The organism is Amycolatopsis sp. NPDC058340, from assembly GCF_042723975.1.
Taxonomy (GTDB): Bacteria; Actinomycetota; Actinomycetes; order Mycobacteriales; family Pseudonocardiaceae; genus Amycolatopsis.
Genome location: NZ_JBHXIB010000019.1, coordinates 1 through 15,224, shown reverse-complemented (window position 1 = coordinate 15,224; position 15,224 = coordinate 1). Strand labels below are relative to the sequence as shown.

At 69.0% G+C, this 15,224-nt stretch carries 17 protein-coding genes and 1 pseudogene; 13 read left to right on the top strand and 5 right to left on the bottom strand.

Translation table 11 applies throughout. The annotated features are described in order from the left end of the window. Positions 1 to 16: 16 nt before the first annotated feature. Together ACFWIW_RS21685 and ACFWIW_RS21680 are read left to right on the top strand one after the other, a co-directional pair. Complete coding sequence (locus ACFWIW_RS21685) at positions 17 to 658, top strand: hypothetical protein (RefSeq protein WP_378370087.1); 642 nt, start codon at positions 17 to 19, stop codon at positions 656 to 658. A gap of 76 nt (positions 659 to 734) precedes the next feature. Then, the gene (locus ACFWIW_RS21680; RefSeq protein ID WP_378370086.1) at positions 735 to 1,559 is read left to right on the top strand and encodes a hypothetical protein; all 825 of its coding nucleotides are present in this window, start codon (positions 735 to 737) and stop codon (positions 1,557 to 1,559) included. 136 nt (positions 1,560 to 1,695) lie between these two features. Here the strand turns inward: ACFWIW_RS21680 and ACFWIW_RS21675 are convergent, their stop codons facing one another. After that, positions 1,696 to 2,091 (bottom strand): rhodanese-like domain-containing protein, encoded by a 396-nt coding sequence (locus ACFWIW_RS21675; RefSeq protein WP_378370085.1) that lies wholly within the window; start codon positions 2,089 to 2,091, stop codon positions 1,696 to 1,698. Continuing rightward, positions 2,088 to 2,636: a cysteine dioxygenase gene (locus ACFWIW_RS21670; protein WP_378370084.1), complete on the bottom strand. Its 549-nt coding sequence runs from the start codon at positions 2,634 to 2,636 to the stop codon at positions 2,088 to 2,090. Before ACFWIW_RS21670 ends, ACFWIW_RS21675 begins: the two co-directional genes overlap by 4 nt. A gap of 323 nt (positions 2,637 to 2,959) precedes the next feature. On the opposite strand from ACFWIW_RS21670, the gene ACFWIW_RS21665 reads away from it, so the two are divergent. Genes ACFWIW_RS21665 through ACFWIW_RS21640 form a run of 6 tightly spaced genes read left to right on the top strand, consistent with a single transcriptional unit; the run spans position 2,960 to position 7,934 of the window. Continuing rightward, positions 2,960 to 3,772 carry an ABC transporter ATP-binding protein gene (locus ACFWIW_RS21665; RefSeq protein WP_378370083.1) on the top strand — a complete coding sequence of 271 codons (813 nt, stop codon included), beginning with the start codon at positions 2,960 to 2,962 and terminating at the stop codon, positions 3,770 to 3,772. A gap of 55 nt (positions 3,773 to 3,827) precedes the next feature. Then, complete coding sequence (locus ACFWIW_RS21660) at positions 3,828 to 4,607, top strand: enoyl-CoA hydratase/isomerase family protein (RefSeq protein WP_378370082.1); 780 nt, start codon at positions 3,828 to 3,830, stop codon at positions 4,605 to 4,607. A gap of 5 nt (positions 4,608 to 4,612) precedes the next feature. Then, positions 4,613 to 5,575, top strand: coding sequence for a class I SAM-dependent methyltransferase (locus ACFWIW_RS21655; RefSeq protein WP_037304672.1), 963 nt, complete (start codon positions 4,613 to 4,615; stop codon positions 5,573 to 5,575). Then, on the top strand, positions 5,576 to 6,745 hold the full coding sequence (locus ACFWIW_RS21650; protein WP_378370081.1) for a class I SAM-dependent methyltransferase: 1,170 nt from the start codon (positions 5,576 to 5,578) through the stop codon (positions 6,743 to 6,745). It abuts the gene before it with no gap. 11 nt (positions 6,746 to 6,756) lie between these two features. Then, positions 6,757 to 7,521, top strand: a complete 765-nt coding sequence (locus ACFWIW_RS21645; RefSeq protein WP_378370080.1) for an HAD family acid phosphatase — start codon at positions 6,757 to 6,759, stop codon at positions 7,519 to 7,521. A gap of 38 nt (positions 7,522 to 7,559) precedes the next feature. Continuing rightward, entirely contained in the window at positions 7,560 to 7,934 is a 375-nt protein-coding gene (locus ACFWIW_RS21640) for a DUF427 domain-containing protein (RefSeq protein ID WP_378370079.1), read from the top strand. Positions 7,935 to 7,937: 3 nt separating this feature from the next. Here ACFWIW_RS21640 and ACFWIW_RS21635 read toward each other — a convergent pair whose 3' ends face one another. Continuing rightward, positions 7,938 to 8,657 (bottom strand): hypothetical protein, encoded by a 720-nt coding sequence (locus ACFWIW_RS21635; protein ID WP_378370078.1) that lies wholly within the window; start codon positions 8,655 to 8,657, stop codon positions 7,938 to 7,940. Between the two features lie 25 nt (positions 8,658 to 8,682). On the opposite strand from ACFWIW_RS21635, the gene ACFWIW_RS21630 reads away from it, so the two are divergent. Then, positions 8,683 to 9,501 carry a helix-turn-helix domain-containing protein gene (locus ACFWIW_RS21630; protein ID WP_378370077.1) on the top strand — a complete coding sequence of 273 codons (819 nt, stop codon included), beginning with the start codon at positions 8,683 to 8,685 and terminating at the stop codon, positions 9,499 to 9,501. A gap of 28 nt (positions 9,502 to 9,529) precedes the next feature. Continuing rightward, positions 9,530 to 9,955, top strand: coding sequence for an acyl-CoA thioesterase (locus tag ACFWIW_RS21625; protein ID WP_378370076.1), 426 nt, complete (start codon positions 9,530 to 9,532; stop codon positions 9,953 to 9,955). On the opposite strand, the gene ACFWIW_RS21620 is transcribed toward ACFWIW_RS21625, so the two are convergent. After that, positions 9,926 to 10,474, bottom strand: coding sequence for a GNAT family N-acetyltransferase (locus ACFWIW_RS21620; RefSeq protein ID WP_378370075.1), 549 nt, complete (start codon positions 10,472 to 10,474; stop codon positions 9,926 to 9,928). The genes ACFWIW_RS21625 and ACFWIW_RS21620 overlap by 30 nt on opposite strands. A gap of 28 nt (positions 10,475 to 10,502) precedes the next feature. Between ACFWIW_RS21620 and ACFWIW_RS21615 the strand changes: the two are divergent. After that, positions 10,503 to 11,389: pseudogene (locus ACFWIW_RS21615) on the top strand (aminoglycoside phosphotransferase family protein). Beyond that, on the top strand, positions 11,386 to 11,850 hold the full coding sequence (locus ACFWIW_RS21610; RefSeq protein WP_378370074.1) for a GNAT family N-acetyltransferase: 465 nt from the start codon (positions 11,386 to 11,388) through the stop codon (positions 11,848 to 11,850). Before ACFWIW_RS21615 ends, ACFWIW_RS21610 begins: the two are co-directional and overlap by 4 nt. A 154-nt stretch (positions 11,851 to 12,004) precedes the next feature. Here the strand turns inward: ACFWIW_RS21610 and ACFWIW_RS21605 are convergent, their stop codons facing one another. Then, a complete protein-coding gene (locus ACFWIW_RS21605) occupies positions 12,005 to 13,261 on the bottom strand; it encodes a DUF222 domain-containing protein (RefSeq protein WP_378370073.1) in 1,257 nt (418 codons plus the stop codon). Between the two features lie 571 nt (positions 13,262 to 13,832). On the opposite strand from ACFWIW_RS21605, the gene ACFWIW_RS21600 reads away from it, so the two are divergent. Continuing rightward, positions 13,833 to 14,621, top strand: coding sequence for a nitroreductase/quinone reductase family protein (locus ACFWIW_RS21600; protein WP_378370183.1), 789 nt, complete (start codon positions 13,833 to 13,835; stop codon positions 14,619 to 14,621). Positions 14,622 to 15,224 lie beyond the last annotated feature (603 nt).

Below are 15,224 nucleotides of genomic sequence, written 5' to 3'. Positions count from 1 at the left end.
GCGAAGAGGACGGACGATGAATCCGGAAGACCCGGACGGGCCGAGCGCGCCCTGGACGGCTGGGACGGTCAGCGTGCTCCGAAGCGAGGCTGAACGCCTGCGAGCGGTTTCCCGGTCGTTGGAGGATCAAGCCGTCGAGGTACGCCAGATCGATCCTCATGGCTGGTCCGGTCCTGGACACGACGCGTATCTGGGCCGCCGGACCGAGTTGACCGCCCGGTGCCGGATGGTCGGGGAGGAGCACGGCCGTGCCGCGCGGGCGCTGGACGATTTCGTGGCCGTCCTGGAGCAGCTGACCAGGAACGCGCGGGACACCGCGGATCCGTCGCTCATCCGGAGGCTGATCGCCCAGCGGACCGAGGCGGCGGCGCGGGCGGCGGCCACGCTCACCGAAGTGGGCAAGGACCTGGCCGCGTTGAGGACGATGCTCGGTGAGGTCGACCGGCGCGTGGTCCGGGAATCCCGGCCCGCGCGCGACGTGAAGCCGATTTCACCGCCGCCCGACGCGGTCACCGGTCAAACTGGGCTCGCGCCCGCGTTGCTCCTGACCGACCCGGCCGAATTCGATCGGCGGACACAGGGGCTGAGTGACGCGGTGTGGCGATTCTGGTCGATGCCGTCGCTTGTCAAGCCGGTGGCGAACAAAGGAAACCCCTGATTCTCGATTTTCCCCGAACAATGCGGAATGGCCCGGTGAAATACACTTTGCCGGGCCGATCGCGAATCGCGGAGGAATGGTGGCTTCGGCGAAGGAAACGAAAACATCGCGCAGGGCGAAGGACCGGCTGCACCATGTCCATGCCCGCGCCGGGATCCGGCAGGACGGCCTGCGCCGTGCGCTGGGGCCGGAACTGCGGGACATCTGGGGTATCGCCGAGGACGCCGAGCCGGGCCGGGTGCGCGAGATCGTCCTTCTGCGGCTGAACCGCGTTCTCGAGCGGTTCGCCGACCCGCTCATGCCCGAGATCGTCTGGACCGCGTACAACCTCGGCGTCGATCCGGTGCACGGCGGGGCGGGCATGGTCGGCCGGATCAGGACCATGGTCGGCCGCGGCCGGGTCGCCGTCTCCGAGCGGACCTGCACCAGGCGGTTCTACGACTTCCTGGGGAGTGTCAAGAACAGCCTGGACGGCTTTCAGGAGGACCTCACCGGCGAAGACTTCAGGCTCGCTTCGCGGTGGATCGCCGAGAACGTGCGCCCCGAGCGGGAGCGGGGGCCGCTCGATCCCGTCCCTTCGGTCATGCGGATGTTCCTCGACGGCACGGTATGCGGTCCGGCGGACGAGGCGGGCGCCCCGGTCCCGGCCCGTCTCGGCGCGCACGGCGAGTGGCTCTGCGTCTTCACCGACGAACGTCTGCTGGCCGAATACCGCGCGGTCACCGGCGCGGGCTGGGCGCGGATCCGGCACCGCACCGGCCGTGAGGTCGTGCTCGCCGCCGCCCGGCGCGACGCGGCGACCGGGGTGCTGGTCAACCCCAGGCCGACGCGAGGCGCCGGGATCCACGCCGCGCTCCCGCTCTCCCCGGACTCGATCGCCCGGCTCGCGGTCCGCGGCTAGGGTCCCGGGTCTCGGGGGCTGAAGGGGACTTTCACCGCATGCGATGCGGGTAAAGCGCCCTTCGCCGCGTGAGCCGGTCCGCCCCAGTCGACCGTGCCGCGGAGAGCTTCCGGCACCCCACCGGCGACCGTGGACACTAGGGAACGGCAGGCGTGCCGCCTTCCCGGATCGGGAGTCCCGCCGACCGCCAGGCGCGGAACCCGCCTTCGAGGTCGGTGGCGCCCGGCAGGCCGAGCCGCTGCAGATCCGCGGCGGCGAGGCTCGACGAATACCCCTCGTTGCACACGACGATCACCGTCGAGTCCGGGGTCACCTGAGGCAGCCGCCACTCGCTGTCCGGCGCGAGCCGCCATTCGAGGTGGATCCGCTCGACGACCACCGAGTCCGGGATCTCGCCCTCTTCGAGCCGGTTGACGTGCGGGCGGATGTCCACGATCAGGGCGCCGTCCCGTTGCAGCCGCAGCGCCCGCTCGGGCTCCGCCCGGTCCAGTCCGGCCCGGGCGGCGGCCAAGAGGGTGTCGATCGCGCTCATCGGCCCAGTATCGGGGCCAGCGAGGGGATCTCGGCGGGAACGTCGGCGAGCGTGGCGTATTCGCGGGTCGCGACCAGCGGCGGCGAGTAGGCGTGGACGCTGGCGGCGGGCTCGGTGCCGATGCCGGTCACCTGGTGCGCGCGGCCCGCGCCGAAGCCGATGCCCTCGCCCGCGACGTGCGTGCGGCGCCGGACCGGGCCGCCGGGGTAGCGGTACTCCTCGCCGAGTTCGCCCTGCAGCACGGTGAACGAACCGGACGCGCCGCCGTGGTCGTGCGGTTTGGTCCGCTGGCCGGGCAGCCAGGACAGCAGCCACAGTTCGACGCCGTCGGTCAGCGCGAGGCGTGCCCACCAGCGGTGGTCGGCGTCGAAGCGCAGCAGGCCGCGCAGGCCCGAGGTCAGTTCGGTGGCGACGGTGGAGGTCAGGTCGGCCAGTTCCCGTGGCGTCCAGAGCAGATGGTCGGGGTGCAGCAGGTCCGGCAGCAGCGGGTCGACGAGCTGCGGATGGATCTCGAAGTCCTGGCGCGGGGTGATGGACGTGGTCACGGTGAGGCTCCTCGTGAAGGATCGCGGGCGCGGAAGCAGGGCCGAACGCGGCGCGACACGGAGGTGCCGTCGGAAGAGCGGGGACTCAGCCGTGTCGCGCGGTGGTACACCCGCACGAGGCGACGAGGAGCAGGTCGATGGCCCGGCGGCGCCAGAAAGAGCCCCCGATGACGGGGAAGGCGGCGGACACGGACCTGATCACGCGCTCGATGCTGCCACAGCGGCCGCGTCCGGGTCGTTTCGTCCCACTCCCTGGACCAGCCGCTTTCCACCGACCGGCGGCCCGGTGCACACACGCGCGCGAGTGCGGACACAATGGGCGCGTGAGCGAGCCGATCCAGCCCAGCGAACTTGACGACCTCGTGGTGAGGATGACCGGTGTCGGGGTCCGCCGAACAGGCAACGACCTCCTCGCCGACCTCGATTGGACCGTGGAACTGGACGAGCGCTGGGTGGTGCTCGGTCCGAACGGCGCGGGCAAGACCACCCTGCTCCGGCTGGCCGCGGCCGAACTCCACCCGACCACCGGAACGGTCGACCTGCTCGGCGACCGGATCGGCAAGGTCAACATCTTCGAGCTGCGTCCGCGGATCGGGTTCACCTCGGCCGCGATCGCCCAGCGTGTGCCGGGTGAGGAGCGCGTCGTCGACGTCGTGGTGAGCGCCGGGTACGCCGTCGTCGGCCGCTGGCGTGAGGAATACGACCGCCTCGATACCGACCGCGCCATGGAGCTGCTGGGCGCGCTCGGCATCGCGCACCTGGCCGAGCGCACCTTCGGCACGCTGTCGGAGGGTGAACGCAAGCGGACCCTGATCGCGCGTTCGCTGATGACCGACCCGGAGATGCTGCTGCTCGACGAGCCGGCCGCGGGGCTCGACCTCGGCGGCCGCGAGGACCTCGTCGCCCGGCTTTCGGAGCTGGCCCTCGACCCGGAGGCGCCGGCCATGGTGCTCGTCACCCATCACGTGGAAGAAATCCCGCCGGGGTTCACCCACGCGCTGCTGCTGCGCGACGGCCGCGCGGTCGCCTCCGGACTCGTGGACGACGTCGTGACCAGCGACAACCTGTCCAAGACGTTCGATCAGGACCTGCTGCTCGAACGGTCCGGTGATCGCTTCTTCGCCCGTCGCCGCTGACGGGTCGTACTGACCGGTAGCCTGCAATCTGTCTTGGACGGTTAAGGAGGACGGCGTGGGAGAGTTCGTAAGTCTCGAGGTCGAAGGCGGGGTCGGCACGATCCGGCTGGACCGCCCGCCGGTCAACGCGCTCAACAACCAGGTGCAGGCCGAGCTGGCCGAAGCGGCCCGTGAGGCCTCCGAGCGCGACGACGTGCGCGCCGTGATCCTCTACGGCGGCGAGAAGACCTTCGCGGGTGGCGCGGACATCAAGGAGATGGCCGAGCGCACCTACCCGGAGATCGCGAAGTTCGGCGCCGCGCTGACGGCGTCGCTGGCCACCATCGCGAACATCCCGAAGCCGGTCGTCGCCGCCATCACCGGCTACGCGCTGGGCGGCGGTCTGGAGCTCGCGCTCACCGCCGACCGCCGGATCGCCGGCGACAACGTCAAGGTCGGGCAGCCGGAGATCCAGCTCGGCGTCATCCCCGGTGCCGGCGGCACGCAGCGCCTCGCGCGGCTCATCGGCCCGAGCAAGACCAAGGACCTCGTGTTCACCGGCCGGTTCGTGAAGGCCGAAGAGGCACTCGCGCTGGGCATCCTCGACGAGGTCGTGGCGCCGGACGACGTCTACGCCGCCGCGCACAAGTGGGCCTCGCAGTTCGCCAACGGCCCGGCTGTCGCGCTTCGCGCCGCGAAGGCCGCCATCGACGGCGGTCTCGACACCGACCTCGCGAGCGGGCTCAAGCTCGAATCCCACCTCTTCGCCGCGCTCTGGGCGACCGAGGACCAGCGCAACGGCATGCAGTCGTTCATCGAAAACGGCCCTGGCAAGGCCACCTTCGAGGGGAAGTAAGCGCGATGACGCAGGTGAACGACCCGGCGCCGAATCCGCACGCCACCGCCGAAGAGGTCAAGGCCGCCTTCGACGACCCCAAGCTCGCCAACGTGCTCTACCACGACTGGGAAGCCGGGACCTACGACGAGAAGTGGTCCATCTCCTACGACGAGCGCTGCATCTCCTACGCGACGGACGTGTTCAACGCCGTCGCCGGTGAAGACGGCCAGCCGTACCCGACCGCGATGGAACTGGGCAGCGGCACCGGTTTCTTCCTGCTGAACCTGATGCAGGGCGGGGTGATCAAGAAGGGTTCGGTCACCGACCTCTCGCCGGGCATGGTGCAGGTCGCGCTGCGCAACGCCGAGAACCTCGGCCTCGACGTCGATGGCCGCGTCGCCGACGCGGAGCGGATCCCGTACGAGGACAACAGTTTCGACCTCGTCGTCGGGCACGCGGTGCTGCACCACATCCCGGACGTCCGCGCGGCGTTCGCCGAGGTGCTGCGGGTGCTGAAGCCGGGCGGCCGGTTCGTCTTCGCGGGCGAGCCGACGAAGGTCGGCGACTTCTACGCCCGCAAGCTCGGCCAGATCACGTGGTACCTCACCACGAACCTGACCAAGCTGCCGGTGCTGAACGGCTGGCGCCGCCCGCAGGAGGAACTCGACGAGTCCTCCCGCGCGGCCGCGCTGGAGGCCGTGGTCGACATCCACACCTTCGACCCGTCCGAACTGGAGTCGATGGCCCGCGGCGCGGGAGCGCAGGACGTCCGCGCCGTCACCGAGGAGTTCGCCGCGGCGCTCGCGGGCTGGCCGATCCGGACCTTCGAAGCCGCCGTGCCGCAGGAGAAACTGACCCTGCGCTGGCGTCTGTTCGCGTACCGGCTGTGGCTGCGGCTGTCCGCTTTGGACAAGAAGCTGCTCGCCAAGGTGCTGCCGCGCGAGCTGTTCTACAACGTGATGATCACCGGTACCAAGCGTCCGTAGGTGTCGTATCGGTTCACGCTCGACGACGTCGCCTTCCTGCGCTCCGGCGCGGGAAGCGCGGCGCTCGCCGAATGCTCGTCCCTGCCGCTGACCGACAAGACCCGAATCGCCGACGTCGCCGCCGTGCGCCGCATCGCCCCGGACCACGCGGCCGCGGTGCTGGAAACGGTGATGCTGCGGCGGAAGTCGTCGTACAAACTGGACGCCGCGGGCTCGTGGCTGTTCACTGGCGACGCCCTCCAGCAGGCCAGCGCCACGCTCGTCGCCCGGCACCGGGCCGCACGGCTCGCCGGTCGCGACGTCCACGACGTGACGTGCTCCGTCGGCGCGGACCTGGTCGAGATCGCCCGCGTCGCCTCGAAGGCGCTGGGTTCGGATCTGGACGAGGTCCGGCTGGCGATGGCGCGGCACAATGCTTCCGAGGCCGGGGTTTCGCCCACATTGCTCAGGGCCGATGCCTTGCGGCCGGTCAGTCGTGATTCGGTCGTCGTCGCCGACCCCGCCCGCCGTGATTCCGCCGGGCGCCGGGCGTGGAAGCCCGCCGATTTCCTGCCGCCGCTGGACGGCCTGGTCGAGGCGTATCCCGGCCGCGAACTCTCGGTGAAATGCGCGCCGGGTCTCGATTTCTCCATCGCGCCCTGGGCGGACGAGGTCGAACTGGTCTCTTTGGACGGTCAGGTCCGGGAGGCCTGCCTGTGGCGCGGAGTGGGCTCGACGGTGTCACGCCGGGCGACGGTGTTGCGTTCGGACGGTGCACAGTGGACGGTCACCGACGCCGACCCCGACGAGATTCCCGCGCGTGATCCGGGCGAATGGATCGTCGACCCCGACGGCGCCGTCGTCCGGGCCGGGCTCGTGCGGCATTACGCGGCCCGGCACGGTTTGTGGCAGCTCGACGAACGCATCGCGTATCTGACCGGGGACACTCCGCCGCCGGGAATCCGGGCGTTCCGGGTGTTCGAGCACGGACCGTACAGCGAGAAGAATCTTCGTGTACTGCTGAAAAAACACGATATCGGTCGATTGGAAATCCTCGTCCGCGGTCTCGACATAGACCCGGATGCCTTGCGGCGCAAGCTGAAACCACGCGGTGGTGAAGAAGCTACTTTGGTACTGACCAGAATCGGTCGTTCTGGAGTAGCGTTCCTTTGCCGCGCACAGCCGACGTGAGGAGCATTTCCATGAGCCGGTTCACCGGTCTGCTGAAATTGGCCGCCGCCGCGGCCGCCGGAGCCGTTCTCGCCGGCGGTGCCACCGCCGTCGCGAACACCGACGACGCCACCTGGCGGCGCGGTCACGAGCCCGCGAACATCGGCCAGGTCAAACTCGACGTGAAGGCCTACTACGGCGATGTCGTCGGCAGCGACGGCAAGCACGGGTACTCCGAGGGAAGCCGGTTCGTTTCCGACACCAAACGTCAGGTCGAGGACGCCAAGCGCTATCTCACGCGGCGGCTGGACCGCGGCGTGAAGAACCCCGCGGTCGTGTTCGACGTCGACGACACCGCCGAGGTCACCTACGGCTGGGAAGCGGACAACGACTTCGGCTTCGACCCGAAGAAGCAGCAGGAAGCGATCGACAACGGCACGTTCGTCGCGAACAAACCGGTGCTGGAGCTGGCGAACTGGGCCGCGCAGCGCGGCGTGAAGATCTACTTCCTGACCGGGCGCAACGAGTTCCAGGGCCCCCAGTCGCTCAAGAACCTGGCGAACGAGGGCTACCCGGCGCCGGCGGGGGCGTTCTTCAAACCGAAGACCACCGCGCCGGACTACCTGCCGTGCGGGCTGACCTGCACCACCGTCCAGTACAAGGCGGGCACGCGGAAGCACATCGCCTCGACCGGTGCGACCATCCTGGCCAACTTCGGCGACCAGTTCAGCGACCTCGAAGGCGGTTACGCCGAATTCCCGGTCAAGCTGCCGAATCCGATGTACTACCTGCCCTGACGGGGAATATCCGCGCGTTCGGCGTCGCTGTGCCCGGTATGTCTGACAAAAAGGTGTTGAAGCCCAGCGCGGACCACCCGATCACGGTGGCGCCGAACAAGGCGCGAGTGGTCGTCACGATCGGCGGGAAGATCGTGGCGGACAGCGCGAACGCGCTCACCCTGCGAGAGGCGAACTACCCGCCCGCGCACTACATCCCGCGTGCCGACGTCGACTTCGGCCTGCTGGAACGGACGGACCACTCGACGTACTGCCCCTTCAAGGGCGACGCGTCGTACTACAGCATCCGCACCGGTGACGGCCTCGCCGAGAACGCCGTCTGGACCTACGAGGCGCCGCACGACGCGGTCGCCGAGATCAAGGACCACGTGGCGTTCTACCCGACGAAGGTCGACTCGATCGAAGAGCGCTGACCCTCAGGGGAGCTGGTTGATCCGGTCGCCGTCGGCCGCGAGCGAGGTGTCGGACTCGATCCGCCACGCCTCCAGGCCGGGCGTGCCCAGCAGCGCGTCGATCAGGGCCTCGTCACCCGCGACGAGGGTCGAATCGAAGTCGACCTCGGTGGCGACGCACCAGGCGCGGTCGTCCGGCCAGAACAGGTTGGGCGACTGCGCCTCGAACCAGTTCGGCCGGGGCCGCCAGCCGAGTTCGGTCGCGGCCGTCAGCGGCCCGTGGAACAGCAGGTAGTCCCGGCCCGGGTGACGCAGACGAGGCGCGGCGAGGTGTTCGCGGGACAACGTCGCCTCGTCGGCCCAGCCGTAGCCCTCCCACAGACAGAACCAGGCGTCTGACGTTGCCGTGTGTTCGCCGAGCACGGCCAGCAGCGCGGTGAGGCTGTGCGACGGCAGAGTGCCTCGATCCGGCGGGGAGCCCCGCCAGAGCGAGCCGGTGAGATTCACCGGATCCGGGGAGCCGACGAGCGCGTGCCACTGCATGGCGGCATGGGCGCGTCGTCCCGTCTCGGCCGCTGCTTCGCGCCAGCTCGCCCAGCCGCCGCGATCACGCTCGGCGGGATGGCAGAGGCGGGCGTACGCGGCGTAGCCACGCGGAACCGTGCGGCCCGCCGCGCCGAACGCCCCACCGAGCCTGGGGGAGATCCACTCGGCGGGGGACGGGTCGAGCACCGGCAGCAGCACGACGGCAAGTCTTCAGCATGATCAAGTGACGCGCATCTTGTCGGTGGGCGGGGGCATACTGCCGGACGTGGGTGTTCCGCTGCGTCGCCGGTCGGGCCGTTCGGTGTACCGCGAAAGCAGGCCGGTCGCGGCGGTGGACGGCGTCGTCGAGAGCGTCTGGACGGGCTTGGTGGGCTGCCGCCGTCCGCTGAGGGTGTTCCCGGACGGCTGTGTGGACCTGGTCTGGGACGGGACGGTGCTGGCCGCGGTCACCACCGTGCGAGGCGTGCTGCGGCACGAACTGCCGTCGGCGGAGTGGACCGTCGGGCTCCGTCTGCGATGCGGCGTCGGCGGCGCGGTGCTGGGCCTGCCGATGACGGAGCTGTCCGCGGGCGCCACCCCGCTGCGCGACTTGTGGGCCGCCGGGGCTCGTCGCGCGGAGTCCGAGCTGGCCGGATGCGGGACGCCCGGCGAGGCGCGGACGGTGCTGGAAGCGCTGGTCGCCGAGCGGCTCCGGGACGTCGAGGTGGACGGGCTGTCGCTCGCGGCGGCGCGCGCCTTGAGCGCGCCCGGTGCCCGCACCGATCGGGTGGCGGCCCGGTTGGGGGTGAGCGAGCGCGGTCTTCGGCGGCATGTCCGGCACGACGTCGGCGTGGGCCCCAAGGAGCTTCAGCGGGTGCTGCGGTTCCACAGGTTCCTGAAGCGGGTCGAGGCCGTGGCGCGCGACCAAGCGTCGCTCGCCGACGTCGCCGCCGATCTGGGCTACGCGGATCAGTCGCATCTCGGGCGGGAGTGCCGCCGCCTGTCGGGCGCCTCGCCCGGCGCGCTCGTGCGGTCGTGGACTGGCCGAAACGTTCCAGACTGAGCCGGCCTGTCGGCGCGAAAATCGGGAAGTGCTCGAACCTTTCCGCGTCACCATCGACATCCGTACGGACGATCTCGACATCAACGGCCACGTCCGGGGCCCCGCCTACCTCGCGTACGCCGACCACGCGCGCTGGGAATGCGTGTGGGCCGCCGGAGTGGACCCGTTGGCGCTCAAGGCCGGGAACCTCGGCCCGGTCAACCTCGAAACGACGATCCGGTTCCATCGCGAGCTTCGCGCCCGCGCGCGGATCGACGTCCTGACCCGGTTCGCCTGGGAGCCGGGCAAAGTGTCACGGGTCGTCCAGGAGTTCGTGACGCCGGACGGTGCCGTCGTCGCCGAGGTGGAGAGCGTGTCCGGATTGATGGATCTCGAACTGCGGCGCCTGGTCCCGGACCCGGGGCGGCATTGGCGGAAATACGCTTCACGGCCGGAGGTCCTCGGTCTGCCGTGAGCCGCCTGCCGGCTTTTCGTAGAGGCTGGTGGGCCATTTCGCCGCGGGCGGGTCTGCCACGTGCTCGAATCCCATGCGCTCGTAGTACCCGCGCAAGGCCGCGTTGTCCCTCGTGGTCGCCACCCGGACGAAGGTCTTCTGGTGAGCCGCGGCCTTCTCGCCGACCCAGTCGACGATCCGGATCCCGAGCCCGGCTCCCGCCGCTTCCCGCGCGACCGCGAGGCGGCCCAGATAGTAGGCCGGTTGTGTGGTTTCGCCCCAGAGCTCGGGATCCGCCTCGGACACCGCACAGGTCGCGACCGGCCCGCCGGGCCCGACGATCAGCAGTACCTCACCCGCCTGGATCTGTCCGTGGACCGACTCCCACGGAAACCGTTGCGGCCATTGATGGATCCCGCGCCGCGCCAGCCAGGCCGCGGCCTCGGCGAGGAGGTCGAGCACGACGTCCTCCTCGCCCGCCCGGGCCGGGCGGATGGTGGTCTCCGGGGTGAGCGGCTCGGCGCCGGCGAGGATCGGCATGCCTCGATGATGCCCCGGCGGTGGTTGGATGTCCGTCGTGGTCGACGAGAACCTCGTACGGAAGCTGATCGAGGCACAGTTCCCCCGGTGGGCCGGGCTGGCGATCGAACGGCGGCCCTCCGGCGGCACGGTCAACGCCATGTTCCGGCTGGGGGACGACATGGTGGTCCGGTTGCCGCTGACCAAGAGCGGCGCGAAGGACGTCGCGCTGGAACAGCAGTGGCTGCCCCGTATCGCACCGCGGCTGCCCACGCCGATCCCGGAGGTGCTCGGGGCGGGCGTGCCCGCCGACGGATACCCGTGGCCGTGGTCGGTGTACCGCTGGCTGCCGGGCGAGAACCCGCGGCCGGAAGCACTCGGCGCCCCGGCGTCGCTCGCCGAAGACCTGGCCGAGTTCGTGCTGGCGATGCGCCGTGTCCCGCCGGTACCTTCGCCTGCTCTCGCACACCGCGGCGGCCCGCTCGCGACGTTGGACGCGGAGACGCGGTCGGCGATCGAAAGCCTGCGCGCGATTCCGGAAGAGGACGTCGACTGCGACACCGTCCTCGCGCTCTGGGAGGAGGCTTCGCGGATCCCGGCGTGGAGGAACCACCGGTGTGGCTGCACGCCGATCTGATGCCGGGCAATCTGCTGGTGCATGGTGGCCGCCTTTCCGCGGTGATCGACTTCGGTTGCATGGGGGTGGGTGATCCGGCCTGCGATCTGTTCCCGGCGTGGAATCTGCTGCCCGCCGACGCGAGGGGCGTCTTCCGGGAGGCGCTGGACGTGGACGACGCGAGCTGGAGCCGCGGCCGCGGACGGACGCTTTCGCAGGCGCTGATCGCGCTGCCGTACTACCGCACGACCAACGAGGCCATGGCGGGTAACGCTCGGCACGTGATCCGGGCGGTGCTGGAGGAAGAAGGGCGGGCATGACCCTCCGACTGGCCGAGGTCACGGCCGCCGACTTCGACGCCGCGATCGATCTGAGGGTCCACCCGGCACAAGAGCATCTGGTCGCGCCGGTCGTGAAATCCCTCGCCGAGGCATACGTGTATCCCGGCATCGCTTGGCCCCGGCTCATTTTCGACGGCGACCGGCTGGTGGGTTTCCTCATGGCCTTCCTGGACATCGACTTCGCGGGCGACGGCACGGGCACCGACATCCGCTCCGGTCTGTGGCGGCTCAACATCGCGGCGGGCGAACAGGGCAAGGGCTACGGCCGGTTCGCGGTCGAGGCCGTGGCAGCCGAGATCCGCCGCCGGGGCGGAAACCGCCTCACCGCCACCTGGCACCCCGGCGAGGACGGCCCCGAACGCTTCTACCTCAGGCTCGGCTTCCGGTTGACGGGAGAGATGAGTGGAGACCAGGTGGTCGGAGAGCTGGCGTTGGCTTAGGAACTTCGCGATGTTTGACGGGAGCCGGTTCGGGGGTTTCGGGCATCGGCAGGCCTGAGTGACCGCGAGGCATTGAATGCCTGCGGGTTCAGCTCGACGTTCGGTGAAAGGGTCTTTCGCGACGCGCCATGGATTTTCTCCTGACTAGGTCGGCCTATGTTCGTAGGTGCATGGTGTTGCGTCTCGGTGTTCCGTTCGGGTCGAGGTAGGTGGGTGGGGTGAATTCCGGTAGGCCGTCTTGGGCGATCTGGACTTTCCATTCACTCCGGTGGATCAACCGATGGTGCTTCGTGCACAGGAGTACGAGGTTGTCGATTTTCGTTTCGCCGTGGTGTCGCCAGAAAACAATGTGATGAGCGGTGCACCGCGGCACCGGCATGTCGCAGCCGGGGAAGGCGCAGCCTCGGTCGCGGAGGGTGAGCGCGTATTTCTGGGCCAGGGACACGGTGCGTTTCGATCGGCCGATGTCGAGCGGTTCGCCTGCGGTGCCGAGGACGCCGGGTCGGACGCGGGCGTCGCAGGCGAGGATCCTCGCGTCGGTGGCGCTGATGGGGCCGACGAGGTCGAGGTGGGCTTCGCCGAGATCGTTCATCAGGTCCTCGTAGGACATGGTGATGAGGATGTGGGTGGCTTCCCCGGCTTGGCCGGGGAGGTTGCGGCTGGTGGTTTTCAGGCGGACGTAGTCGGTGAAGGCGTCTCCGTAGCGTTCGTCCTGGGTGCGGGGATCACGCACTCCGTCGATGGCTTTGTGGGGTTTGGCGAGGGGGTCGAGGTCGGATTTGAGGCGGGCGTAGGTTTCCAGGTCGAGTCGTGCTTTGAGGCCGAGGGTGCCGTCGCGGTGTTTGATGAACCGTAGTTCTGGGCGGGTGTCTTTGGGGTTCTCGTTGCGGGGTTCTTTGCCGTCGGGGTCGAGTTCGTCGAGCAGGCGGCGTCCGGCGCGGGCGATCTGCCGGGGCCCCGCGTGCCGGGCCAGTTCGACCAGGATTTTCTCCCCGGCACGGACATCGTCTTCCGGGACAGAAGACGGGATGCGGGCGAGGGTTGTGATGATGGCGTCGATCTGCGATCCGCCGATCGCGCCTTCGGCGGCGGCTTCGGCGGTCAGGGGTGCTAGGGGTGGTTCGGGGTCGCCGCCCAGGGACGGGCCGGGATGCAGGGCGAGGACTCGGTCGGCGCGGGCGCTGGCTTCCTTGTCCGACACCAGGAAATCTTCGTAGATCAGTCCAGCCAGCGTCGAGTGACCGCTGCAGCCGCGCACTCCTCGGGAGTTGATTTCGGCGAGGATCGCGTTCTGCTCGGCGTCCAGCCGGCGCTTCTGGATTTCGAGTTCTTGTTTGCGGGCGTGCAGCGTCGCGGTGTCGACGCGCCACCACTGGGTGGGCGTCTTCGGGGAGGCATCGTCGCTGGACACAAGATCAACGCTACGCCGGATCGAACACCTGTGCTATAGCATATTCAGGCTATATCGAATGATGTAGGACGTTTGAAGAAAAGGGCGAGGTGGCCGCAATCAGAGGTGGCCGCAATTCGGGGTGGTCGCAATCAGCCGGCTAACCGCGACCACCCCACCGAGGCCGGATCACGCGGCGCGGTGAATGACGATGTCGTCCAGCCGGGCGCGGTGGCAGCGCACACGGCAGCCTTATCCCTCAAGAAGCGCGACGAGAAAGGAACGCAGGTGACAAGGTGGATGCGCGTCGCCCCGGCCCCGTGCTAACGTCGCCCCTGAGCCCCGTATGGGCCTACGCATGGAGGTAGCGGCTACTCGGCCACCAGAGATCGGCACACACCGTCTCTCGTATCACTCATCCCCGCGTCGTGGGATGACGCCTCCATGCGGTGCGCCCGGAATCCGGGCGTGTGCTCTCTTCCGGTGACGGTTCCGCTTCCTCCTGTCGACACATCGACGGGAAAGGAACGCATTGACCTTCAACGACCAGGTGATCGAAGAATTCAGGCGGAGCAACGGAAAACTCGGCGGCATGTTCGAGGGGTGGAAGCTGATCCTGCTCACCACCACCGGCGCCAAGACCGGCAAGCGGCGGACGAATCCGCTGGGGTATCTCGAAATCGACGGCAAGACCGTCGTCGTCGCTTCGAATATGGGGGCACCGGCGCATCCAGGCTGGTACCACAACATCCGGCGGGACCACCGGGTCACGATCGAGACGGGGACCGAGACGTACGAGGCGATCGCGGCCGTCCCGCCCGCCGCGGAGCGTGACGCGCTGTTCGCGAAGGTCGTCGCCGAGGAGCCGGGATTCGCCGAATACCAGGCGAAAACGACACGCGAGCTGCCGGTCGTGATCCTGTACCGGATCGACGACCGGGTGCGGGGGATGGGTGATTTCCTGGTGGAGGTCCACGAGTGGCTGCGGGAGGAACTCAGGACCCTGCGCGCCGGGGTGGACGACATCGTGGCCGGCCGCGCGGACGCCCTCATCATGGAGAAATCCTTGAAGGCGCACTGTGTTTCGTTCTGCGAGGCGCTGGCCAAACATCACACCGGCGAGGACATGGGCGCGTTTCCCATGCTGGCGCAACGGTTTCCCGCGCTCGCGCCGGTGTTGGCGAAGCTCGGGGAAGACCACGTCGCCGTCGCGGCGACGCAGAAGCGGATCCGTGACCTCGTGGAGGGGTACGTGCACGGCGAGAGTGATCCTTTGCGCTTGCGTGACGAGTTCGACGCACTCGCGGGGAAGCTCGAAGCGCATTTCGCTCACGAAGAGCGAAGCGTCGTGGCCGCGCTCAATGTGACGGCGAACGGCTGATCGGAACGGACGCCCTGGGGTTTCGGCCCCAGGGCGTGTATCGTGGGAGGTGGCGCCGCTCTCGGCGTGACGCCGCGAGGTGGGCGGAATTCGCCCCCGGCCTCGCCGAAGACCGCGAAACAGCGGTCCCCCTCGAAAGGTTTCACAGTCAAAACTCACAGCACCGACAGTGCGCTGTTCAGCCACCCGCTCGACACCCAGGTCGAGCGGCACGACCCGGCGACTCCTCAAGGGGAGCGATACGTGGATCTTTTTCGTGAACCTTCTTACCCCGCACCGGAACCTTCGGCCGACGCCGTTCGTTGACCGGAGCAGACCAACGTTTTGGGTGTCGTGTTGTCCAAGCACGCTCGCGCAGAATTCGTCGCGGGCGTCGCCTTCCATGCGCCGCGCCGTGACATCGGCTGACACAGCCGGTACAAGTCCTGGCCATCGACAAGAAGCGGCGATATGACTTCAGTTCTAAGAAACCCGGACAGCGCAGAGAGACGGGCGTCACAGCCCCTGTTGTCCGGGGAGCAGACCGATACCGAAAACTTTCTCGTCAAGTTGTTCGCGGTGGTGCCTTTGGTGGCGTTGGCCGCGGCTGTCCCGTTCGCGTGG